At 47.0% G+C, this 23,274-nt stretch carries 19 protein-coding genes; 13 read left to right on the top strand and 6 right to left on the bottom strand.

Features of this window, described 5'->3' with window-relative positions; translation table 11 throughout:
- Positions 1-9: 9 nt before the first annotated feature.
- The 3 genes from DBX26_RS00610 to DBX26_RS00600 are packed head-to-tail and all read right to left on the bottom strand — an operon-like array spanning position 10 to position 3,944.
- The gene (locus DBX26_RS00610; protein ID WP_118117441.1) at positions 10-1,836 is read right to left on the bottom strand and encodes an extracellular solute-binding protein; all 1,827 of its coding nucleotides are present in this window, start codon (positions 1,834-1,836) and stop codon (positions 10-12) included.
- A 37-nt stretch (positions 1,837-1,873) separates the two neighbouring features.
- Positions 1,874-2,917, bottom strand: a complete 1,044-nt coding sequence (locus DBX26_RS00605) for an ABC transporter permease (RefSeq protein ID WP_014230570.1) — start codon at positions 2,915-2,917, stop codon at positions 1,874-1,876.
- 1 nt (position 2,918) lies between these two features.
- Entirely contained in the window at positions 2,919-3,944 is a 1,026-nt protein-coding gene (locus DBX26_RS00600) for an ABC transporter permease subunit (protein WP_014230569.1), read from the bottom strand.
- Between the two features lie 818 nt (positions 3,945-4,762).
- Between DBX26_RS00600 and DBX26_RS00595 the strand changes: the two genes are divergently transcribed.
- From DBX26_RS00595 to DBX26_RS00530, 13 genes are all read left to right on the top strand, one after another.
- On the top strand, positions 4,763-7,363 hold the full coding sequence (locus tag DBX26_RS00595; RefSeq protein ID WP_118117439.1) for a TonB-dependent siderophore receptor: 2,601 nt from the start codon (positions 4,763-4,765) through the stop codon (positions 7,361-7,363).
- Between the two features lie 72 nt (positions 7,364-7,435).
- Positions 7,436-8,200, top strand: coding sequence for a DUF3450 domain-containing protein (locus DBX26_RS00590; RefSeq protein WP_118117437.1), 765 nt, complete (start codon positions 7,436-7,438; stop codon positions 8,198-8,200).
- A gap of 3 nt (positions 8,201-8,203) precedes the next feature.
- Positions 8,204-9,565 (top strand): MotA/TolQ/ExbB proton channel family protein, encoded by a 1,362-nt coding sequence (locus DBX26_RS00585; RefSeq protein ID WP_020335707.1) that lies wholly within the window; start codon positions 8,204-8,206, stop codon positions 9,563-9,565.
- 9 nt (positions 9,566-9,574) lie between these two features.
- On the top strand, positions 9,575-10,102 hold the full coding sequence (locus DBX26_RS00580; RefSeq protein WP_005458945.1) for a MotA/TolQ/ExbB proton channel family protein: 528 nt from the start codon (positions 9,575-9,577) through the stop codon (positions 10,100-10,102).
- A 25-nt stretch (positions 10,103-10,127) separates the two neighbouring features.
- Positions 10,128-10,535, top strand: coding sequence for a biopolymer transporter ExbD (locus DBX26_RS00575; RefSeq protein WP_014230564.1), 408 nt, complete (start codon positions 10,128-10,130; stop codon positions 10,533-10,535).
- 4 nt (positions 10,536-10,539) lie between these two features.
- Positions 10,540-11,172: an energy transducer TonB gene (locus DBX26_RS00570; RefSeq protein ID WP_014230563.1), complete on the top strand. Its 633-nt coding sequence runs from the start codon at positions 10,540-10,542 to the stop codon at positions 11,170-11,172.
- Positions 11,173-11,184: 12 nt separating this feature from the next.
- Positions 11,185-12,396 (top strand): lipopolysaccharide assembly protein LapB, encoded by a 1,212-nt coding sequence (locus DBX26_RS00565; protein WP_014230562.1) that lies wholly within the window; start codon positions 11,185-11,187, stop codon positions 12,394-12,396.
- Positions 12,397-12,729: 333 nt separating this feature from the next.
- Positions 12,730-13,353: a guanylate kinase gene (gmk, locus tag DBX26_RS00560; protein WP_014230561.1), complete on the top strand. Its 624-nt coding sequence runs from the start codon at positions 12,730-12,732 to the stop codon at positions 13,351-13,353.
- A gap of 195 nt (positions 13,354-13,548) precedes the next feature.
- Positions 13,549-13,821 carry a DNA-directed RNA polymerase subunit omega gene (rpoZ, locus tag DBX26_RS00555; RefSeq protein WP_005379346.1) on the top strand — a complete coding sequence of 91 codons (273 nt, stop codon included), beginning with the start codon at positions 13,549-13,551 and terminating at the stop codon, positions 13,819-13,821.
- 39 nt (positions 13,822-13,860) lie between these two features.
- Complete coding sequence (gene spoT, locus DBX26_RS00550; RefSeq protein WP_014230559.1) at positions 13,861-15,981, top strand: bifunctional GTP diphosphokinase/guanosine-3',5'-bis pyrophosphate 3'-pyrophosphohydrolase; 2,121 nt, start codon at positions 13,861-13,863, stop codon at positions 15,979-15,981.
- Between the two features lie 60 nt (positions 15,982-16,041).
- Positions 16,042-16,725, top strand: a complete 684-nt coding sequence (gene trmH / locus DBX26_RS00545; RefSeq protein ID WP_020335705.1) for a tRNA (guanosine(18)-2'-O)-methyltransferase TrmH — start codon at positions 16,042-16,044, stop codon at positions 16,723-16,725.
- 109 nt (positions 16,726-16,834) lie between these two features.
- On the top strand, positions 16,835-18,916 hold the full coding sequence (recG, locus tag DBX26_RS00540) for an ATP-dependent DNA helicase RecG (protein ID WP_118117435.1): 2,082 nt from the start codon (positions 16,835-16,837) through the stop codon (positions 18,914-18,916).
- A 218-nt stretch (positions 18,917-19,134) separates the two neighbouring features.
- Positions 19,135-20,523 carry a uracil-xanthine permease family protein gene (locus DBX26_RS00530; RefSeq protein WP_162889648.1) on the top strand — a complete coding sequence of 463 codons (1,389 nt, stop codon included), beginning with the start codon at positions 19,135-19,137 and terminating at the stop codon, positions 20,521-20,523.
- 85 nt (positions 20,524-20,608) lie between these two features.
- Here DBX26_RS00530 and envZ read toward each other — a convergent pair whose 3' ends face one another.
- The 3 genes from envZ to DBX26_RS00515 form a co-directional block, all read right to left on the bottom strand.
- Positions 20,609-21,901, bottom strand: a complete 1,293-nt coding sequence (gene envZ / locus DBX26_RS00525; RefSeq protein WP_118117430.1) for a two-component system sensor histidine kinase EnvZ — start codon at positions 21,899-21,901, stop codon at positions 20,609-20,611.
- 127 nt (positions 21,902-22,028) lie between these two features.
- A complete protein-coding gene (gene ompR, locus DBX26_RS00520; protein ID WP_014230554.1) occupies positions 22,029-22,748 on the bottom strand; it encodes a two-component system response regulator OmpR in 720 nt (239 codons plus the stop codon).
- A 183-nt stretch (positions 22,749-22,931) separates the two neighbouring features.
- Positions 22,932-23,231, bottom strand: a complete 300-nt coding sequence (locus DBX26_RS00515) for a DUF1090 family protein (RefSeq protein ID WP_014230553.1) — start codon at positions 23,229-23,231, stop codon at positions 22,932-22,934.
- Between the last annotated feature and the right edge of the window lie 43 nt (positions 23,232-23,274).

Here is a 23,274-nt window from a genome sequence, read left to right as displayed (position 1 = left end):
AACACCTCCTTACAGCTTATAGGTGTCGTCGATTTCAACTACAGGCTCGAATGTCTTACCCGATTTCATCGCTTTTTGAGTTTCTTTTTTCACATCACTGTCGATCCAGTATGTGCCGTCACCAATAACACCATCACTGTAAAGTGCTTCTGTCATACGGTTCATCGGTTTTTCTGGTAGCTTTAGCCAGCGCCAGTGGCCGTAGCGAACGTAAGGCACCATGTAGCCTGAGATAATCACGTGCGCATCGATAATGTTGCGCTGAATTTCGTGTCCGAGTTTGATTTTCTTATCCATATCTAAACCGAAACGATACTCCATGATTTTTTCATCCAGCTCTGGTGTGCTGTAATTGGTGAAGTTGTTCGTTTGCGGCTTATTGGCATTGACCGAATGGAAGTATTCCCAATAGGTTGGAATCTCAGAAGTACTCATGGTCAGGAAAGCGAGATCGTGTTTTTTCTCACGCACATATTTGAACATCGAAGAACCATCCACCAGTTTCAGTTCAATGTCCAAACCAGCCAACTTAGCCTGCTCTTTTAGATAAGCGATACGCGGAGTGTGGACAGGCGTTCCATAGGTCAACTCGAAACTCAGTCGCTGACCTTCAGAGTTAACGCGAATGCCGTCAGCCCCAATTTGGTCAAAGCCTGCGGCTTCAAATGCTGCAATAGCTTTATCGACATCAAAGGCGGGTGCTTTTACATCCGGCAGCGAGTATTTGCCATGGCCAAAACCGGTTGGATTAGGCTTACGGGAGTAGTCACCGCGCAAGACATTTTCGATCATGCCATCGAAATCCGTCGCGTAGGTGACACCTTTGCGCACATTAAGATCATTCAATAGCGGTTGTGCCGTGTTGATCCAAAGGCCACCAGCCCCTACAGGATATTGGTTGTAGCCCCAGAACTTCTCTATGTAGCCCTTTTGATACGGTTCCGTGTTCGATTTATCATGCCACAAACTTGGTAGTATTAAGCCAAAGGCGTCGAGATTGCCTTTCTCAAAGTGCTTCATCGCAATGTCATTATCACGAATGACAGTGATACGAATCTTGTCGACGTTGTAGCGGTTTTGGTAGTACTTATTGCTATAGCCCCACCAGTCTTTACCAACGTGTTTAAACGTTACGCTTTTGCCTTTCTTGATATCATCCAGGTAGTAAGCGCTTGTGGTTGGTTCACTTTTAAAGTTGTAGTAACGAACAAAATCATCATGGATGCCATCGCCGTTTTCATCTTTGGCTGGGTTAGCATAGAAGTGCGCTGGGCGTGGGCGTAACGCGCCCATTCTCAACATCAGTTCTTCTTGGTTGAACTCTTTAGCTGCTACAACTGAAAACGTGTGATCATCGAATTTAACGACGTCTGCGACCGTTTTGTTGTAGTAATCGTTATACCAAGGCTCAAGAATATCTGCGGAACGGTAGAACTTGAGCATGAAGACAAAATCGTCTGCAGTCACTGGCTTGCCATCCGACCATTTCGCTTCCGGGTTTAGTCGGAAGTAAACCGTCTTGTTATCACCAGCCAACGCCCATTCATTTGCCAGCTCAGGAATGAATTCCAAAGTATCCGGATGGCGCACCACCAACCCCGGAGTGTCATCTAACAAGAAAGCACGCAGTCCTGCGTTCGCGTCTGGCCCTACGCTACGTAATGTCTGTGGAAAACTCGACATATAAGTGCGATAAGTGCCACCACGCTTAGCTTCTGGAGAGCCATATTGCGGCTCATCCCAGTTTGTTTTCCATTCTAAGTCAGTCGGGAGCGTCGCGGACATTGCACCGAAACTCAGGGCGGTCAACGTAGACGCTAAAAGTAATCTATTCATAAAACTTCCCTTTTTTATGTTTTGTTCACACGCTTAATTAAACATAGCGTGTGAATTTTTTCGGGTCGAAAGCCGCTCGGATCGCTTCACCAATGAAGGTCACCATCACCAATACCAATACAATCGAAGTCACTACTGAAGACACAATCCATGGCGAGTCTAAATTCGACTTACCTTGTTGCAGTAGCTCACCCCAGCTCGGTGTTGGTGGCATTAGGCCAAGGCCTAAGTAATCTAACGCTGTTAGTGCAGTAATGTTAGCCGCAATAGTAAATGGAGCCAGTGTTACAATCATAACCATCGTATTAGGAAGTATATGATTAAATAGAATACGTCCCGTTGATGCACCCAAAGCACGCGCTGCCATTACGTATTCACGAGCCGACTCTTTATAGGTCATGGTCCGCATGTACCACGTCATCCCCATCCAGGAGAAGAGAACGTTGATGGCGACGAAGAGCGCGAAGGTGGGCTGAACGATTGAAACCAGAATCATAATCACGTACAGGAATGGCACCATCGACCAGATCTCGATAAGTCGCTGAACGAACAAATCGAATTTGCCGCCCCAGAAACCCATCGCGCAACCTACTGCTGTACCAATCGCGTACGAGACGATCATGGTTAGCAACGCAAATCCCATCGCGGTTCTAAAGCCATAAACCAGACGAGCTAAGATATCTCGACCGATAACGTCAGTACCTAAATAGTGCTTATTCTCAGCGCTCGGTGCTGTTGGCGGGAAATCACCGCTGAAATCCTGCTCATACGGGTTCCAAGGAACGATCGGCAAAATGACAAAATTATCTCCACCTTGCTCTTCAAACACCTTCTGCAGTACACGGTAATCTGCTTCACTTGCGGAGTTTTGGCCGAAATCACTGCCTAAGCGTACATCACTGACCACAGGAAAGTAGAAACTGCCGTCATACTTCACGACGAGAGCTTTACTGTTGATCAACAGCTCTGCAAACAGAGAGAGGATCAACATGATTGATAAAACCACGAATGACCAGTAACCACGTTTGATCTCTTTAAAGTGGCGAATTTTCTTTTGAGTTAATGGACTGACTGTAAACATCTTACGCTCCAAACTTCACACGAGGGTCGACTAAAGCAACACAGACATCTGAAATGATGTTACCGATCAACAACAAGATCGCGTTGATGGCAACAATGCCCATAACTACAGGATAATCACGCTCCATAATGGACTCGTAGCCCAGCAGGCCAATACCATCAATGTTAAAGATAACCTCGATCAGGAATGCGCCCGTCATAAAGAAAAGTAAAGAGTTACCGAAATGGCTCGCAATCGGAATTAAACTGTTACGCAAAGCATGTCGGCGAACAGCTTTCTTGAACGGCAAACCTTTTGCGATTGCAGTACGAATGTAATCTGATGACAGGTTTTCCATCAGGTTGTTTTTCATCGTCATTGTCAGCGTGGCAAAGTCACCAATCAGATAACAAATCAATGGCAACACGGCATGCCACATGATGTCCTTGGCTCGCTCAAAGAAGGTTTCATAGTCATCGAAGTCATCGCCAACAAAGCCTCCCATAGGGAACCACTCGAGGTGATAACTGAACAAGGTAATGAGAAGCACGCCCACCACATACCCAGGTAAGGCATAGCCAACAAATATCAATATCGAGGAAGAGGAATCAAACACGGAGCCATGCTTGAGCGCCTTGTAATAACCGAGAGGAATGGAGATGAAGTAACTGATAAAGAACGTCATCCCTCCGTAAAACAGAGAAACAGGCAGGCGTTCTGCAATCATCTCTGATACTGGCTCGTAGTAACGGGTTGATTCGCCAAGATCTAACGTGACCAAACGGCTTAACCACTCGACGTACGCTTCCATCACTGGCTTGTCCAAACCATAGAAAGCATTTAACTCTGCAATTTGATCGTCAGAAAGCGCGGTGTTACCACCTGCAGACGTCATAGAGGCGGCGCCATCTCCCTGTGATTGCATTTGAGACAACATACGCTCAACAGGACCACCTGGTACAAAACGAGTAATGGCGAAAATAAGAATGGTAATTCCGAGAAACGTCGGAATCACTAACGCTAAACGGCGTAAAAAGTACGACAGCATATACAACTTGCTCCTTGTCTACTGTCCAATTTAGACCGGCGTAACAGAAAAAATACCGGCCCCAAATGGTGCATATCTATCTTGCAGAAATTCAAATCACTGAAGCACGTTCCATGTGGGTCAATAACTTGTTTTTTATCACTGCAATAATGTCAGCGTCATATTTAGCTTGAATCCACATTGGCTTCAAGTGTTTAAAAACAAAACATGACGCACTTCGTCCACTATCAAAAAAAACGCAATATTTTGGTAAAAAATGATAAAAAACCACAAAAATAATTCATACAGAATATCAATCTGACTAAATTAGAGCCAAAACCCTACATAAAAATGCAAAAATTAAGAATAATAAGACAAATACCAACCAAGCATATTGACTCGAAATCACGAGTGAGCCCTTTGGTAGCAACGGGTATCATATTTTGATACCACCCTACGTGCTAGAGCTAACTTGATTAGCTTTACATATAAAACCCATGTCAGAATTATTCACTGGAAAAATACTTTTTTTCAGATTCAATTACCCGCTTAAAAACCATACACAACATAACCCATTAAAGTTTACAAGAAAGACAAAACACGGTGTTTTATCGAGGTTTAATGTCATTTTTTTATAATTACTTGGTTAATTATTCTGCAATTCATAATCTCTTCAGATTTTTACATCTTTTTTACATTTGACCATCCTAGTTTACTACTGGTTTGACTTCCTTTTTTGACCTCGGTTATACATTGGCCGCACGTTAACGAAACATTAACGTCACATTTGGTCGTTTACGACCAGACACAGGAAATAATAATAAATTGGAGCAACAAGGATGTATAAAAACACAACAGCTTTATCTGTTGCGATCAGCCTTGCTTTGGGTACGGCGACGGCTTTCGCACCTGTAGCAGCTCAGGCAGAAGAGCAGCAAGTTGAAAAACTTCAAAAAATGAAAGTTACTGGTTCGCGCCTTACGCGCGCATCAATGGAAGGAAGCACTCCGATAGCAGTGATCGGTCGTGCGGAGATCGAACGTGCTGGTGACGTATCGATTGCAGACGTTCTACGTAAATCTTCATTCAACTCATTTGGTTCTTACAGTGAAAGCTCTGGTAGCTCATGGCAAAGCCAGGCAACCATGTCTCTGCGTGGTTTAGGCGCTTCACGTACTTTGGTTCTTGTTAACGGTAAACGTCTTCCTGGTTCTGCAACCATGGGTGGCGGCGCAGCGAACATCAACGCGATTCCATCTGCGATTGTTGAGCGTGTTGAAGTAATGGCCGACGGTGGCTCTGCGGTATACGGTTCTGATGCGGTTGCTGGTGTAGTTAACATCATCCTGAAAGAAGAGTTTGATGGCATTAACGTAACGGTTGGTTCAGGCATCCCTAGCCAGGAAGGCGGTGATGAAGGAAACGTTGCGCTTGTGATGGGTACCAGCGGCGAGAAAGGTAACATCATGTTCTCGTTTGAGCATGACAGCAAAGATGAAATCTACCAACGCGATCGCGATTACCTAAGCTCAACGAATACTGACGCAGCGAACTACTTCGATATGTCTGGCGTAAGTATTTACGGACGTAACGTGTACCATGACGGCGAGTTGAAAGCGCTTAACGGTTACAACACTGATGCATCTTGTACATCAAAAGGGTTTGTTGGCCTAACAAACTACCCGGGCCTGGGTGACATCTGTGGTTACGACTACACTGGCGAAGCGGCTCAAACTGCCTCTCTAGAGCGTAACACTGTATTTGTTAACGGTAATATCTTCCTGACTGACGACACTACGTTTAACTCACAGCTACTGTTGAACCGTAACGAAAGTTTTGGCCGTTTTGCACCTGCTGCAGGCTACTTTACCGTTGATCCTACTACTAGTGGCGGTGCTGATTTCTTCACTGAAAATGGTCTTGATCCAACGAAAGGTCCAGCAGCCGTCTACTACCGTTTCAACAACGTGGGAACACGTGATAATACCGTTAAAGACTTCCAGGCTGACTTCAAAGCAGGTTTAGATGGCACGCTTTACACTGACACATTCGGTGACGTGATTTGGGAAGCTGGCTACCATATGAACTACTCCAACGGTAGCGAAACAGGTACTGGTTATGTCTTCGGTTCAGCAGCATCACAACTGGCTGAGTCAGGCCAATTTGTAAACGGTGAGTTCAGCGCAGACGCGACAGATCAGCTTTCTGCAGGTACTGGCCGTGAAACAGAAATGGAAATGCACCAATTCTCTGGCGGTCTTCAGTTTGACCTTGCGCAAGTGGGTGACGTAACGATTCCACTGTACCTTGGTGCCGAGTTCACAACTTACGATTACTCAGACATCTACGATCCACAAAGTGAAGCGGGTAACATCATCGGTAGTGCGGGTAACTCTGCTGCAGGTGATCGCGAAACTTACGCATTCTACGCGGAATCTTTGATCGCATTCACTGATGAGCTAGAAATGAACATCGCAGCTCGTTACGACCACTACAGTGACTTCGGTGATGAAATCTCGCCAAAAGTATCATTCCGTTACCAGCCTCTTGATAACCTGATGTTCCGCGCTGGCGCTGGCATGGGTTTCCGTGCTCCAACACTATCTGACCTTTACGCGGCTGACAGCTACTCGTCAGACTTCGCAAAAGACTACAGCTACTGTTCAGCGAATGGCATTGCATATGCAGACTGTCCAGAAACTCAATACGATGTGACTCGTACTGCCAACGAAGATCTGGAAGCAGAAACATCAGTATCGTTTAACTTTGGTGTGAGCTACTCACCAATCGAAGATCTAGACGTAACAGTGGATTACTACAACATCAGCATTGATGACATGATCACACTGAATACTCTGCAAAGCATGATCGACGAAGAGCGTAGCTCTGGCGTTTCTAACCCGAACATCATCCGTGATGCAAATGGTCGTATCGTAGAAGCAACAGCGGGCCTTCAGAACCTAGGTACACTAGACACTTCTGGTATCGACCTGAAACTGGGCTACCGTTACGACTTCGATTACGCAACTGTTCGTTACGACTTTATGGGTAGCTACGTACTTGACTACAGCACACCTGAATACGTTGGCGGTCCAACAAACAACCAAGTAGGCCGCAACGGCTTGCCTGAGTACCGCTTCAACTCTGGTGTTGGTGTGAGCTTCCTTGAAGATCACGACATCTACCTATCTGCAGATCACATCGCAGACCAGGCGCAAGATGTTGATGACAACTACAAGAAAATTGGCCACATCTCTTCACAAACAACGTGGAACGTGGCGTACAACTACCTGGCTCCATGGGATGCAAAATTCACAGCAGGTGTACGTAACCTGACTGACGAAGATCCAGCATTTGAAGCTGATGGCGTGACTTATGAGTCAGACCTATACAGCATTCAAGGCCGCGTTTACTTCTTGAAATACTCTCAAAACTTTTAATTAAGACCTTTGGCGCAGGAGGATTTCCTGCGCCCTATTCGACTGACTTTATACACTAACAAGGATGCTACTATGACGTTAAAGGAATTTGGCGTAAGTGCGTTGACTGCCGCGATCCTGTCGGTAAGTGGTGCAGCAATGGCTGCTGACTCAGGAACCGTAGTCTCTAATCAAGCACAAACCACTAAGTCTTCACAGGCTTCACAAGAAAAAATCGACAACTACGCTGAAAGCACTGAAGGCATGTTGGCTGAATACAAAGGCTTACTTCGTCAAATCGACAGCATGAAAGTCTACAATGACCAAATTAACCGTATGGTTCAATCTCAACAAGGTGAGTTGGATTCATTAAACAATCAGATTGCTCAAATCGATCAAACGGCAACCGAAGTTGTCCCTCTAACACTAAAAATGATCGATGCACTAGACGAATTCGTGACGCTCGACTTGCCGTTCCAAAAAGAAGAACGTAACAAACGCGTTCAAGAATTACGTCGCCTGATGGACCGTGCAGACGTAACGACTTCAGAGAAATTCCGTAAAGTAATGGAAGCTTACCAAATCGAAGAAGGCTTCTCGCGCTCTATCGAATCTTACAAAGCTAGCCTGGACCGTGGCGGCGAAGTTGTGACTTACGACTTCTTGCGCATTGGTCGTACGGCACTTCTATTCCAATCTCCAGACGGCGGTGAAACGGGTATGTGGAACCAACAAACTCGTCAATGGGAAACATTACCTGAAAGCTACCGTATTGCTGTACAGCAAGGTCTGCGCATCGCTAAGAAGCAAGCGCCACCATCGCTGATCAAACTGCCTGTATTTGCTGGGGAGGAATAAGAGATGAAAGGATTCAAAACTCTAGCCGCTGGCCTATTAGCTAGCTTATTTATGGTTTCTGGCGTTCAAGCAGAAACCCCACAAACACTGTCTGAACTACTGAAAAACGTAAAATCAGAAAGTATTGTTGAATCGAAAGAAAACAAAGAACGCGAAGCAATCTTCAAGCGCGATCGTGATCAACAAGCCGTGTTGCTACAACAAGCGCGCGATGAGCTTGCCTCACAACAAGCACTGGGTGATCAGCTAAAAGCAACGTTCGACGAAAACGACAAACAACTGACTGAACTAACCGAAACACTGCGTGTTCGTTCAGGTACCTTGGGTGAAATGTTTGGTGTAGTTCGTCAATACGCAGGCGAATTTAAAGGTCTGTTTGCCGCTTCGCAAAATGCCGTTCAGTTCCCAGAGCGTGATGCACTGCTGACGAAACTGGCAGAAAGTAAAGAGCTACCGTCAACTCAAGAGCTAGAAGCATTCTGGCACACCATTCTTCAACAAGTTGTCGTATCTGGTGATACATCAACAACACAAGCAACCGTTGTTTACGGTGAAGGTAAAGAAGCGGTTCGCGACGTAACACTAGTAGGTGAGTTCAACGCAATTGCAGATGGCAAATACGTCATTTACGTACCTCAAACTGGCAAGTTCGAAGAACTATCACGTCAGCCAAGCAAGAACATCACAAGCCAAGTTGCTGGTTTCGAATCAGCAGAAGGCACATACGAGCCGCTGTTCCTTGACCCGTCTCGTGGCGTAATCCTATCGCTATTGGTACAGAGCCCGACCGTTCAGGAACGTATTGACCAAGGTGGTATCGTTGGTTACGTCATCCTGGCTATGGGTGCTGTCGGTGTCATCATTGCACTGTTCTGCTTCCTACGCCTTCAGGTTATCGGTGGCAAGATGCGTAAACAGGCGAAATCTGACACGGTTATCCCTGGTAACCCACTAGGTGAAGTTATCCAAGCTTACCAAGAGCACAAAGGCGACAACCTTGAAGATCTTGAAGCGAAACTGGACGAAATCATCCTACGCAATGCGCCAAGCATCGAACGCTTTGTTAGCTCAATCAAACTGTTTGCCTCTGTTGCACCGCTACTAGGTCTATTGGGTACAGTAATGGGTATGATCGGTACCTTCCAGGCAATCACGCTATTTGGTACCGGCGATCCGAAACTAATGGCTGGCGGTATTTCTGAAGCATTGGTAACCACCATGCTAGGTCTGGTTGTCGCAATTCCTCTACTGTTCCTTTACACCATCGTACACAGTAAAGGTCGTCGTTTGGTTCAAACTCTTGAAGAACAGAGTGCAGGTTTCATCGCTCGCTATCAGGAAAAACTACATAAAGCCGAAAGCTAAGGAGGCGTTATGTGGTGGTTAGTTGGAGAACTTGAATCAATTAGGCGCTTCTTGGGAATGGGTGGCGATGTACTCGTCGCCATCTTCATCCTCAGCTTCATGTTGTGGGCAGTGCTGCTAGAACGCTGGTTCTACTTTGCCGCCGTCGCTCCGAGAGCCGCGAAAAAAGCCGTGACTCTTTGGAGTGAGCGTTCAGAACATCAAAGCTGGAACGCAAAGATGATCCGACAAGAAATCGTTTCTCGTCAGGATATTGAGAATAAAAAGGGTCTGCCAATCGTGAAAGTATTGATTGCGCTTTGTCCCCTACTCGGTCTGCTCGGCACGGTTGTCGGCATGATCCAGGTATTCGACATCTTAGCGGTTACAGGAACAGGAAGCCCTCGAGCAATGGCCTCGGGGATCTCAAAGGCAACAATCCCAACGTTAGCCGGGATGGTGGCTTCTCTGTCAGGACTGTTCTTTAGTTCACGTCTTGATCATTTAGCCAAAGTCACAACGCAAAAGCTGGAAGATAAGCTTAAGCATATTGCCTGAGTAAATGGAATTAGAGGTATAGGTCATGAAAAGACGCTATAGCAGTGATAGCAGTGATGAAACCGCTATCGATATGACACCGATGCTCGACATCGTATTCATCATGTTGATCTTCTTTATCGTAACAACATCGTTCGTTAAAGAAGCTGGTATTGAAGTAAACCGCCCAACGGCAAGCTCAGCACAAACCGTGAAGAAAGGTAACATCATGGTTGCCGTTGGTGCAGCGGGTGACGTTTGGGTTGATAAACGACGCATTGAAGTCGACGCCGTTCGCGCCAACATCGAGCGTCTTCGCGCAGAAAGCCCTGATGGTGCAGTTGTTATCCAGGCGGATACAGAAGCCAACGCAGGCGTAGTCGTGAAGGTTATGGACCAGATCAAGATGGCAGGTGTAGAAAGCATCTCCATTGCCGCAACCGGTAAGGATTAAGCTTATGCGGTATCTGGCCTCAATTGCACTGGCGCTCATTGTCTCCCTCGGATTGTTCTGGGGGATGGACAAGCTGGTAAACAAAGAGCGCCACGAGCTAGTGTCGAATGATGATCAGCGTATGGTCGATTTCATTCGCATTAAACCAGACGAAAAAGTACAGGAGAAAAAACGCGAACTCCCGAAACCACCACCACCTAAGCGTCCGCCGCCACCACCAGAAATGAAGGTGACGTCGACCGTGAAACCGGTGATGGATCAAGTTCCAATGAACATGCCTAATCTAGACCTTCCAGTTAACGTAACGGGTGGTTCAGTACTGGGTCACTACACACAAGGTGGTGGTGCTCAGGTCATTGGCGGCGGAGGCCCGGTTCCTCTGGCCACGTTCCAACCGCAGATGCCTCGTAAAGCGGCACGCTCGGGACTTGAGAAAGGTATCGTACTTGTAGAGTTTACCGTTAACGAGCGCGGTGGCGTCGAAGATGTAAAAGTCTTAAAAGAAACACCACGTAAGTTAGGCTTGGGTAAAGCAGCGAAAACAACCGTAGCTAAATGGACCTTCAAACCTAAGATGGTTGATGGTAAAGCTGTAAGTTCTCGCCTTTCTCAAGAAATCGAGTTCTCTACCAACTAAGGAGTCGCAATCATGAAATCATACACAAAATTGTTGGCTTCTCTGGTGTTCATTGCAGGTGCGTACGGCGCGCCTGCTTTCTCCAGCACTCCTGAGTTGTCTGACAGAACATTCAGAACCGTCAATAAAGTTCAGGAACTGATCGCAACGGAAAAGTATTCGGAAGCGATTTCGAAACTGAACTCAGCGTTAAGTAGCAGCAAACGTGAATACGACCGCGCCGTGTTATTGCAACAAATGGGCTTCTTGTACTCGTTGCAAGATAACTATCCCAAAGCGGTCAAATACTTTGCTGATGCATTGAGTTTGAACGCGCTGCCTGTCCCTGTTGCTCAACAGGTTCGCTACAGCGTGGCTCAGCTTTATCTTGCTGAAGGTCAGTTTAAAAAGTCCGTCTCTACTATGAAAGAGTGGTTCAAAATTGCCGAGACAACGGAAGAAAAACCGCAAGCTCATGCCTACATCACGCTGGCGAGTGCTTATATTCAGCTAGAAGATTACAAAAATGCGATTCCGCCGACTAAACAGGCCATTGCAATGAGTAAAGACCCTAGCGAATCCTGGTACCAGCTGCTGATGTCTGCGCATTATGAACTCAAACAGTTCAAGAGCGTGGCCGGTGTTCTGAAGATTTTAACGACCAAGTACCCGAAAAATAAGCGTTACTGGACGCAATTGTCTGGTATCTACATGGAGTTAAACCAAGAGCGTAATGCCCTTTCTACTCTGGAGATGGCCTATAAACTAGGTCTTCTGGAAGATGAAAAAGAGTACCTGCGCTTAGTGAACTTCCAGGCTTATCAAGGCGTACCATTCCGAGCAGCAAAAACGCTTCAAACGGCCTTTGACGAAGGTCATGTAGAGCGTAACGCGGAGAATCTAGAAAAGCAGGGGGCATTCTGGCAGCAAGCACAGGAGCTTGGACGAGCAATCGACGTCTACCAACAAGCTTATAACTTGGCTCCAAAGGCGAAAACTCAAATCAAAATCGCTCGTTTGATGATTTTAGACAAGCAATATTCAGAAGCGACGAAGTTTACTCAAAACGCCGCTCCTGATGCCAAGCGCGATCAAAAAGGCGAATTAGCCTACATTCGTGGCATGGCATATTTTGAGCTGAACCAGCCAGACAGTGCTCTTAAAGCAATGCAAAGTGCCGCTCAGTCTCCTGACTTGAAAGCCGTTGCGAACCCTTGGATCACTTTCTTAGAAAGCCAGGGCTAAGCTCAGACAAGTCAATAAACTTAAAAATTAAGTGTGAGTCAGTCGCACGCCTGGGGAAGTGAAAGCTTCCCCTTTTTTCCGTCTATTTAGAAACCGAGTCCGAATAAGTCACATCAGCATAAATTGCTCTTTTATTAACAGTGAGTACAGATAGAAAGATCAACTGGCAACAATATAGAGATCATGATACTCTTCGCCTCCATTTTTCTGGCGGGATTATCACCAATATCCATCCCTTTGGTGGTTAATTCAACAACGCCAGTGCTATCGTTATAAGACTGTCGCGACTTTCCGTCGGCACTCAATCAATCCAATCAATAGTGGAACAGTACAATGGGCAAAGGTACTCTCTATATCGTATCTGCACCTAGCGGCGCAGGTAAATCTAGCTTGATCTCAGCAATGTTGGAGCGCAATCCGACATACGCAATGAAAGTGTCTGTGTCTCACACCACTCGCGACATGCGCCCTGGTGAAGAAAACGGTATCCACTACCACTTCGTAGCAAAAGAAGAGTTTGAAGCTCTTATTGCGAAAGGTGACTTTTTGGAATACGCCGAAGTATTCGGTAACTACTATGGCACTTCCCGCGTCTGGATTGAAGAAACGCTAAACAAAGGTATCGACGTATTTTTGGATATCGACTGGCAAGGTGCACGACAAATTCGTGAGCAAATGCCTGAAGCAAAAAGCATCTTCATTCTGCCACCATCAAATGGTGAGCTAGAGCGTCGCCTGAACACTCGCGGCCAAGACAGCGATGAAGTCATTGCCAAGCGCATGGCAGAAGCCAAGTCAGAAATCTCGCATTACAACGAGTACGATTACGTGATTGTAAACGACGATTTCGATACAGCGCTGATGGACTTTAAAGCGATTCTTCGAGCTGAAAGATTGAAGGAAGAAAAGCAAGCTGCTAAATATAAAGGTATGCTTGACGCGTTGTTAGCAGAGTAACTTCAATATAAAGTCACGCTGTAAAACATAAAGAATTCTTGCTTCTTTGCTCTTAATTTTCCGTAGCAAAGAGCAGACAATAAAACACCGGAGAAAGCCCGCTTACAGTGGCACGTCTAATCGCTAGTAAATAAAGCAGTTAGACTGTATACTTTCTCGTCATTCTAATATTTTAGTTAACTATTTGGAGTCCTCATGGCACGCGTAACTGTTCAAGACGCTGTTGAAAAAGTTGGCAACCGTTTCGACCTAGTACTGATTGCGGCTCGCCGCGCTCGTCAAATGCAAACTGGCGGTAAAGATGCACTAGTGCCAGAAGAGAACGATAAGCCAACGGTTATCGCACTTCGCGAAATCGAAGAAGGTTTAATCACGAAAGAAGTTCTGGACGCTCGTGAACGTCAAGAACAACAAGAGCAAGAAGCGGCAGAGCTAGCGGCAGTAAGCAGCATCGCTCACAACCGTTAATTCTGACTCGAGAATTCAACAACCTCCCGGGCCTATAATTTGTATCTATTCGATAGCCTCAAAGACGTTGCCCAAGAATACCTAACAGAGCCTCAGATTGAGGCTCTGCGTCAATCTTATGTGGTAGCGCGAGATGCCCATGAAGGGCAAACCCGTTCTAGCGGTGAACCATACATCATCCACCCTGTCGCTGTGTCTCGAATCCTGGCAGAAATGCGTCTGGATATCGAAACCCTCCAAGCTGCTCTATTGCATGACGTCATTGAAGATTGTGATGTCAGTAAAGAAGATCTCGAAGAGCAATTCGGTAATACTGTAGCTGAGCTGGTTGATGGTGTATCTAAACTGGACAAACTCAAATTCCGTGACAGGAAAGAGGCTCAGGCTGAGAACTTTCGTAAGATGGTTCTGGCTATGGTGCAAGACATCCGCGTAATTCTGATCAAACTGGCTGACCGAACGCACAACATGCGTACGCTTGGCGCACTTCGACCAGACAAAAAACGCCGTATCGCTCGTGAAACTCTAGAGATTTATGCGCCACTCGCCCACCGTCTTGGTATTCACAATATTAAAACCGAGCTGGAAGAGTTGGGCTTTGAAGCGCTTTACCCAAACCGTTATCGCGTTCTAAAAGAAGTCGTGAAAACGGCACGTGGTAATCGTAAAGAGATGATCCAACGTATCCACAGCGAGATCGAAGGCCGCCTGCAAGATGTCGGTCTGAGTTCACGCGTTGTTGGACGTGAGAAGAATCTGTTCTCTATCTATAACAAGATGAAAACCAAAGAACAGCGCTTCCACACCATCATGGACATCTATGCATTCCGAGTGGTTGTTGATACTGCAGATACGTGTTATCGCGTTCTGGGCCAGGTGCACAGCTTATACAAGCCACGCCCAGGCCGCATGAAAGATTACATTGCGGTTCCAAAAGCCAACGGCTACCAATCGCTGCATACTTCGATGGTCGGCCCTCATGGTGTTCCGGTAGAAGTACAGATCCGTACTGAAGATATGGATCAAATGGCGGATAAAGGTGTTGCTGCGCATTGGTCTTACAAAGACAAAGGCGATACCTCTGGCACGACAGCGCAAGTGAAAGCTCAACGCTGGATGCAAAGCCTGCTTGAACTGCAACAAAGCGCGGGTAACTCGTTCGAATTCATTGAAAACGTAAAATCGGATCTGTTCCCAGACGAAATTTACGTCTTCACACCAAAAGGTCGTATCGTCGAATTACCACTTGGCGCGACAGCGGTTGACTTCGCCTACGCGGTGCATACTGATGTCGGCAACTCTTGTGTTGGTGCTCGTGTTGATCGTAACCCTTACCCACTGAGTAAGGCACTGAAAAACGGTCAAACGGTCGAGATCATCAGCGCACCAGGTGCCCGTCCAAACGCTGCATGGCTGAACTATGTCGTGACTTCACGTGCTCGAACCAAGATTCGCCAAGTACTGAAAACCATGCGTCGTGAAGAATCAATCACACTCGGTCGCCGCTTGCTGAATCACGCACTTGGTCGCCACTCTATCGACTCCATTTACCCAGATAACGTCCAGGAAGTCCTGACTGACCTTCGTTTGGAAAGTACCGATGACTTGTTGGCTGCAATTGGTTTGGGTGAGTTAATGAGTATCGTCATTGCGCGTCGTCTGCTAGGTGATACCGAAGAGCTGACCACAACCAGTTCGATTCCTGGCGATTCGAAGAAGAAGCTGCCAATTCGTGGCGCGGAAGGTTTACTGCTGACGTTTGCAAACTGTTGTCACCCAATTCCGGATGATCACATTATTGCTCACGTATCACCGGGCCGTGGATTAGTTGTTCACCGCGAAACCTGTCCAAACGTACGTGGTTACCAGAAAGAACCGGATCGCTACATGGCAGTTGCCTGGTCTGACGATTACGATAAAGAGTTCATCGCTGAACTTAAAGTCGACATGCTCAACCATCAGGGTGCGCTCGCTGAGCTAACCAACGTAATTTCGAAAACAGGCTCGAATATCCATGGCTTGTCAACGGAAGAACGTGATGGTCGCCTGTATACCGTCACCGTACTGCTGACCACCAAAGATCGTGTTCACCTTGCTGGCATCATGAGAAAAATCAAAGCGATGCCACACGCGACTCGAGTCCGACGCAGAAGAAGATAATAACAATCATCGCCACCTACTCCGCTAGGTGGCGATTTTTTATATCCCTATTTATTTACTATGAACCTAGAACGCTACCACCGTATCCACCAAGTCCTGAAAGCACGCCAGACCGACCTAACGTTATGCCTTGAAGAAGTTCACAAGCCGAATAACGTCTCAGCGGTTATCCGCACTGCCGATGCAACTGGCTTACACAAAGTCCACGCCATTTGGCCAAATAAAATGCGTACCCTGAGCCACACATCAGCGGGCGCACGCAACTGGGTAGAAGTGGACACTCACGATTCTATCGAAGACGCAGTGACCGAATTAAAAGCGCAAGGCATGCAGGTGCTGGTGACTAACCTATCGGAAACAGCTGTCGACTTTCGAGACATCGACTACACTAAACCAACCGCCATCATTTTAGGCAGTGAGAAAACAGGCGCTTCAGAACAAGCCAAACAGCTCGCTGATCAAGACATCATCATCCCGATGATTGGCATGGTGCAGTCTCTCAATGTTTCTGTCGCAAGTGCGGTGATTTTGTATGAAGCTCAGCGTCAACGTGAAGCCGCTGGTATGTACGAGCGTGAAGAAAGCGCTCTGCCGAAAGAGACGATTAACCGAATTCTGTTTGAGCGAGGTCACCCGGTTCTGGCTAAAGTTGCGAAACGTAAAGGTCTCGCTTATCCGCCACTCGACGATGAGGGTCAAATCATCGCCGACGAGGCGTGGTGGAAAGAGATGCAGCAGAAATAATAGCGAGACTAGGATCCTAGTTCCTGGTCGCTCCTCTTATTTTTTCCTGTACAAAAACACAGCTCCATGGTTAACATATTGCAATGTTAACCATTTTTTTGAGCCTTCTATGTCTGCCCAACTGCTATCTGCTGTTCCATTAACTTCCCTTTCAGGGGTTGGCGCGAAAGTCGCAGAAAAACTAGCCAAAGTTGGCTTGCATTCGGTTCAGGATTTACTGTTTCACCTGCCACTTCGTTACGAAGATCGTACCCGTATTTATCCTATTGCTAAGCTCCATGCCGGTCTGTGGGCCGCAGTACAAGGCAAGGTGATGGCCGTGGATACCATTTTCGGTAAACGCAAAATGCTCACGGTAAAAATCAGTGATGGTTACGGCACTATAACGCTGCGTTTTTTCAATTTTACCGCGGCGATGAAGAACAACTTTTCTCAAGGTAAGTTAGTACACGCTTACGGGGAAATAAAACGTGGTGGAATGGGTTTGGAAATCGTCCACCCCGATTACAAGTTCTATATCAGCGAACAAAAGCCAGATGTAGAACAAAGCCTGACGCCCGTTTATCCAACCACAGATGGCCTAAGACAAATCACCCTGCGTAACCTGACCGAGCAGGCGTTAGCGTTATTGGATAAAGCCGCCGTACAAGAGTTACTGCCAGCGGGTTTATACGATCACCAAATCACCATGTCTCAGGCGCTGCACACCATTCACCGACCGCCCCCAACGATCAACTTAGATGAGTTTGATGAAGGTAAGCATCCGGCACAAATCCGCCTGATCATGGAAGAACTGTTGGCTCAGAACCTCTCTATGTTGGCAGTGCGCAGTAAAGGACAGCAAGATATTGCTTTGCCACTTGCTCCCTGTGAAAAACTGAAGAACCAACTTCTGGCACAACTGCCGTTCTCACCAACCAACGCTCAGGCACGAGTGGTAAAAGAGATTGAAGCCGATCTGGTGAAGCCTCACCCGATGATGCGCCTTGTCCAAGGCGATGTAGGCTCAGGGAAAACCCTCGTCGCGGCACTGGCTGCGGTTCGAGCTATCGAGCACGGTTATCAGGTTGCACTAATGGCACCCACTGAGCTGCTAGCCGAACAGCATGCCATCAACTTTGCCAACTGGTTTGAATCAATGGGAATCCAAGTGGGCTGGCTGGCAGGTAAGTTAAAGGGTAAAGCTAAAGAAGCAGAACTCGCACGCATTGCCAGCGGTGAAGCACAAATGGTAGTGGGTACTCACGCCTTGTTTCAGGAACATGTTGAATTCCATCATCTGGCGCTGGTTATTATTGATGAACAGCACCGCTTTGGCGTCCACCAGCGATTAGAGTTACGTGAGAAAGGGGCCAAGCAAGGCGCTTACCCACATCAGCTAATCATGACCGCTACCCCTATCCCGCGTACTCTAGCGATGACTGCTTACGCCGATTTGGAAACCTCAGTAATTGACGAATTACCGCCGGGCCGAACTCCGATTCAAACCGTCGCGATTCCCGATACAAAACGCGACGACATCGTGGAACGAGTTCGCCATGCCTGTCTCAACGAAGGTAAGCAAGCCTATTGGGTATGTACACTGATTGATGAGTCTGAGGTATTGGAGGCACAAGCTGCCGCTGATACGGCTGAAGAACTGCAACGCAAGTTGCCTGATGTAAAAATTGGCTTGGTTCATGGCCGGATGAAGCCAGCGGAAAAACAAGCGGTGATGCAGGATTTTAAAGACAATAGACTGCACCTACTTGTTGCTACAACAGTCATAGAAGTTGGTGTGGACGTACCAAACTCAAGCCTGATGATCATCGAAAACCCGGAGCGACTCGGTTTAGCTCAGCTGCACCAGCTAAGAGGCCGTGTTGGACGAGGCTCAGTCGCCAGTCATTGTGTTCTGCTCTATCATTCACCGCTATCAAAAACCGCACAAAAGCGCCTCGGCGTTCTGCGTGAAAGCAATGACGGCTTTGTCATTGCGCAGAAAGATTTGGAAATCCGTGGCCCTGGTGAGTTATTAGGTACCAAGCAAACCGGTCTGGCAGATTTTAAAATTGCGGACTTGGTTCGTGATCAGCGCTTAATACCCGAAGTTCAACGCATAGCACGCCATATTCACGACAATTATCCTACTAATGCCACTGCGATTATCGATCGTTGGTTAGGCGAACGGGATATTTACTCCAAAGCTTAAGATTAAAATAATCCGAATAACTGATTATCAACGCCTCATGGCAATCGTTTGCTTTTTAAATAAATCGCTCTATAATCGCGCACAAAATTAGGGTATTTACCCAAACCAATCTGAGTTGACACTGATTAACAGCAATCACAGATCAAAACGTCAGCTCCTCCCAGTACTCCCATTCAGCGAGCGCTGGGTAATAAATATTGCGACAAGCGAGACAAACCATGACAACTTCAAACCGATCTTCGGAACTGGTCTATCAATTAAACGATCGCCCACCACTGCCACAAACGATTTTCGCCGCCATTCAGCACCTGTTGGCGATGTTCGTTGCAGTTATTACCCCTTCGTTGATCATCTGCCAATCTTTAGGCGTACCAGCCGATCAAACAAACACGATTATCAGCATGTCTCTATTTGCTTCTGGTGTGTCGTCATTTATTCAGATTCGTACCTTTGGCCCGATAGGCTCAGGCCTGTTATCCGTGCAAGGCACCAGCTTTAACTTTTTAGGCCCAATCATTGGTGCTGGCTTGTCATTGAAAGCTGGCGGTGCTGACATTAGCACAATGATGGCCGCCATTTTCGGCACGATTCTGGTCGCTTCCTTCGCGGAAATTCTACTGTCTCGAGTGCTTGAGCACGCTCGCCGCATCATCACTCCGCTGGTTTCAGGTATTGTGGTGACTCTGATAGGTCTGACATTGATTCAAGTTGGATTAGTTTCGATGGGCGGTGGCTATGCTGCGATGGGTGACGGCACGTTCGGTAGCCTAGACAAGTTAGCACTGGCTGGCACTGTACTGGGTCTGATCGTTATTTTGAACCGCTCAAACAACCCTTACATTCGCGTTGCTTCGATTGTCATTGCGATGCTGGTTGGCTATATCATGGCCTACTTTATGGGTATGGTTGACACTTCACAGCTAAGCGAGACCAACCTGGTTGCGCTGCCAATCCCGATGCAATACGGCCTAGCGTTTGACTGGTCGCTATTTATTCCGCTAGTACTGATTTTCTTTATTACTGCGCTAGAAGCCATCGGCGATATTACCGCAACTTCTGAAGTGTCCGGTGAGCCAGTAAAAGGGCCGGTTTACATGAAGCGCATCAAAGGTGGCGTGTTGGCTGACGGTTTGAACTCAGCGATCGCTGCAGTCTTTAACAGCTTCCCGAACTCTACTTTCAGCCAAAACAACGGCATTATCATGCTGACTGGTGTCGCAAGCCGTTACGTAGGTTACTTCATTTCAGGTATGTTAGTTGTACTTGGCCTATTCCCGGGCGTCGCGAGCTTCGTTCAGCTGATTCCTGAACCTGTACTTGGCGGCGCAACCATCGTGATGTTTGGTACGATTGCCGCGGCAGGTGTGCGTATTATCTCTCGTGTTGATCTCGACCGTCGTGCGATTCTGATCATGGCGCTGTCGTTCTCGATGGGCCTTGGTATTGCTCAGAAACCTGAAATTCTGCAATTCATGCCAGAGTTTATTAAGAGCATCTTCTCGACGGGTGTTGCTGCGGGCGGTATTACTGCAATCATCTTGAACCTGTTATTGCCAGAGAAACTGGAAGACGAAGAACCAGAAGTTCAAGAGGTCAAAGAATCCTAAACTGATCAATAGGATAATAAAAAAGCCCAACTTAGGTTCTAAGCTGGGCTTTTATTTTGCTCGTTGGTGACGCTCAGTTTTCAGGTTACTTAGTCGGGAAGCTGATTTGGGCGATTAAGCCACCTTCACTACGATTACGCATCACAACCGAGCCTGAATGCTGGCTGACAATTCGCTTGACGATCGCCAGACCAAGTCCGGTACCTTCACTGCCTCGTGCCGTATCTCCACGCGTAAACGGTTCAAACAACTTACCGACCTGATCAGGTTCAATGCCAGGGCCGTTATCTTCCACAGTGACCCAAACCAGTTGGTTATCTGCGGTCATACCCGTCGACACTTTGACCCAGCCATTGCCATAGCGAACCGCATTGACCACTAAGTTAGTCACTGCGCGTTTAATCGCAATCGAATTACCCAGAGCGGGTTTGATGGACGCTTCAATTTTGGTCTCAATTTCCCGATCATCACTACCTTCTGAGCTCGCGACATCGCATACTATGTCGTTCAGAGACACCGCCTCAAACGTCTGGTTATTCACCGGCTTAAGGTAATCCATAAACTGGCTGATGATTTCATTACACTCTTCCGTATCGCTGATAATACCTTCAGCGAGATAGCTTTCCTCTGGTGACATCATTTCTGTCGCGAGACGAATTCGGGTTAACGGTGTTCGTAAATCGTGACTGATCCCCGCCATCAACAAGGCGCGGTCTTCTTCCAGCTCCTGAATACCCTTCGACATCTGATTAAAAGCACGGGTCACCGCGCGAATTTCTAACGCGCCTTTCTCTGGTATCGGTGGCGGTATCTCACCACGACCAACCCCCTTGGCGGCTTTTTCTAACGCCAGTAACGGGCGGTTTTGAAAACGAATAAAGAGCCAGCCACCAGCGATGATCAGCAATGCCATGATCAGGCTGTTACGAAATAGCGGCGCAAAATCCTCTTCTTGCAGCTCTGAGAGCGGGATACGGATAAGCGAGTTTGGTAGCTTGTCGATGTGCATCCACAAAATGTAACTCTCCTCGCCCAACATCAAACGTACTTCAGTCGGAGAATCCAGCTCTTGAGTCATTTCTTCCGACATCAATTCAATCGACATCGCGTGATTAAACTCGTCCGCTCTTTCACTATCAATACTGTGAACCGTTACGCCCAGCCTTTCTAATAACTGACGCCTTATTGGTGCCTCATACTGAAGCTCTCCGTCGGCATCAAGCACCAGGTTGAGCTCATGAGCGAGAATTTTATTGAACTGCTGCAGGCTCGGCATCAACGCATAGTTGAAAACGGCGTAATAAGAGAAGACTTGGCTAGCGAGAAGCAAAGAAATGAACAGCAGAATAGATTGAGTGAGAGAGCTTCGGATTCGCATGGACAGTTCCTGGTGATCCTAACAGAGTGTTGCTAAAAGAATGTGCCTAATCGCGATTTCCCGCCCTCATACAGGAGATGCAAGAGGACGGAATGTACAGACAAATATCGGAGTGCAGTTACGCGAATTATACTTCTTTGCCGTCTGGGACAAATACGTAGCCCAAGCCCCATACCGTCTGAATGTAACGTGGTTTGCTCGGGTCATCTTCCAACATGCGACGAAGACGAGAAATTTGTACGTCAATAGAACGTTCCATTGCCGAATATTCACGGCCACGGGCCATATTCATCAGTTTGTCACGCGACATTGGTTCCCGCGCGTTGGTGACTAAGGCTTTTAATACGGCAAACTCACCAGATGTTAACGGCATCGATTCTTCGCCACGGAACATTTCACGCGTTCCAAGGTTTAAACGGAACTCGCCAAATTCCACCACTTTTTCTTCCGTGCTTGGTGCGCCCGGCAGTTCGATGGTTTGACGGCGTAATACCGCTTTAATGCGAGCCAGCAACTCACGCGGGTTAAATGGTTTTGGCAGGTAATCGTCTGCCCCGACTTCTAAGCCAACAATACGATCAACTTCGTCCCCTTTTGCGGTCAGCATCAGGATAGGTAACATGTTGTTCGCGTTACGTAAGCGGCGACAGATAGATAAACCGTCTTCACCTGGCAACATCAAATCGAGCACCATTAAGTGAAAGTTTTCACGCGTCAGTAAGCGATCCATTTGTTCTCCATTGGCAACGCTACGAACCTGAAAACCTTGCTCAGAAAGGTAACGCTCCAATAGAGCACGTAAACGAGCATCGTCATCAACCACTAAAATTTTATGATTTTCCTGCATTGAAACATCCTTTCAGAAGCATGTATTGTCGAAAATGTATCACTGTTTTTTCAAACGTGCTTGTGCAAATTGTTACTCTTTTTATCTTAGCCGCTCTTTTGACACATTATTTCGAAGATACAGCGCTAATATTGAGCGAAGTGATTGCTCAGATTAGCAAAAATATCGCCTATCAACCGGAGGTTACTGGCTCAGTTCCCACTCTGTTTCGCTGCTGGCTTGCAACTTTTCCTTTTGAGTACTTTTTTCAATTTCTGCATGTAATTTCTGGCGTTGCTCCTCTCGAATACACTCACTTTGTACCGAAGCTAACGCACGTTCGAGGCCTTCAATATGCTGCTCTTTACCTTGCACTTTGGCGTATTCAAGCTGCTGCTCGACAGCAAACTCTTTTGCATCACACCCTTTTAGTTCTTCTTGGGAAAACGCAGAAAATGAACATCCTACGGTTAATACGGTGCCACTAATTACTGCTCTCATCATTTATGTGCTCCTATAAAAGCGCTCAATGCCTTTTCTTCTCAGG

The sequence above is a fragment of the Vibrio sp. dhg genome (assembly GCF_003443775.1).
In the GTDB taxonomy this organism is placed as follows: domain Bacteria; phylum Pseudomonadota; class Gammaproteobacteria; order Enterobacterales; family Vibrionaceae; genus Vibrio; species Vibrio natriegens.
This window is presented reverse-complemented; position numbering and strand designations above follow the sequence as displayed.

What these genes read in the sequence shown, in the direction of transcription:
- DBX26_RS00610 (WP_118117441.1), bottom strand. Translation starts at nt 1,836, where the DNA reads ATGAATAGATTACTTTTAGCGTCTACGTTGACCGCCCTGAGTTTCGGT.
- DBX26_RS00605 (WP_014230570.1), bottom strand. Translation starts at nt 2,917, where the DNA reads ATGTTTACAGTCAGTCCATTAACTCAAAAGAAAATTCGCCACTTTAAA.
- DBX26_RS00600 (WP_014230569.1), bottom strand. Translation starts at nt 3,944, where the DNA reads ATGCTGTCGTACTTTTTACGCCGTTTAGCGTTAGTGATTCCGACGTTT.
- DBX26_RS00595 (WP_118117439.1), top strand. Translation starts at nt 4,763, where the DNA reads ATGTATAAAAACACAACAGCTTTATCTGTTGCGATCAGCCTTGCTTTG.
- DBX26_RS00590 (WP_118117437.1), top strand. Translation starts at nt 7,436, where the DNA reads ATGACGTTAAAGGAATTTGGCGTAAGTGCGTTGACTGCCGCGATCCTG.
- DBX26_RS00585 (WP_020335707.1), top strand. Translation starts at nt 8,204, where the DNA reads ATGAAAGGATTCAAAACTCTAGCCGCTGGCCTATTAGCTAGCTTATTT.
- DBX26_RS00580 (WP_005458945.1), top strand. Translation starts at nt 9,575, where the DNA reads ATGTGGTGGTTAGTTGGAGAACTTGAATCAATTAGGCGCTTCTTGGGA.
- DBX26_RS00575 (WP_014230564.1), top strand. Translation starts at nt 10,128, where the DNA reads ATGAAAAGACGCTATAGCAGTGATAGCAGTGATGAAACCGCTATCGAT.
- DBX26_RS00570 (WP_014230563.1), top strand. Translation starts at nt 10,540, where the DNA reads ATGCGGTATCTGGCCTCAATTGCACTGGCGCTCATTGTCTCCCTCGGA.
- DBX26_RS00565 (WP_014230562.1), top strand. Translation starts at nt 11,185, where the DNA reads ATGAAATCATACACAAAATTGTTGGCTTCTCTGGTGTTCATTGCAGGT.
- gmk (WP_014230561.1), top strand. Translation starts at nt 12,730, where the DNA reads ATGGGCAAAGGTACTCTCTATATCGTATCTGCACCTAGCGGCGCAGGT.
- rpoZ (WP_005379346.1), top strand. Translation starts at nt 13,549, where the DNA reads ATGGCACGCGTAACTGTTCAAGACGCTGTTGAAAAAGTTGGCAACCGT.
- trmH (WP_020335705.1), top strand. Translation starts at nt 16,042, where the DNA reads ATGAACCTAGAACGCTACCACCGTATCCACCAAGTCCTGAAAGCACGC.
- recG (WP_118117435.1), top strand. Translation starts at nt 16,835, where the DNA reads ATGTCTGCCCAACTGCTATCTGCTGTTCCATTAACTTCCCTTTCAGGG.
- DBX26_RS00530 (WP_162889648.1), top strand. Translation starts at nt 19,135, where the DNA reads ATGACAACTTCAAACCGATCTTCGGAACTGGTCTATCAATTAAACGAT.
- envZ (WP_118117430.1), bottom strand. Translation starts at nt 21,901, where the DNA reads ATGCGAATCCGAAGCTCTCTCACTCAATCTATTCTGCTGTTCATTTCT.
- ompR (WP_014230554.1), bottom strand. Translation starts at nt 22,748, where the DNA reads ATGCAGGAAAATCATAAAATTTTAGTGGTTGATGACGATGCTCGTTTA.
- DBX26_RS00515 (WP_014230553.1), bottom strand. Translation starts at nt 23,231, where the DNA reads ATGATGAGAGCAGTAATTAGTGGCACCGTATTAACCGTAGGATGTTCA.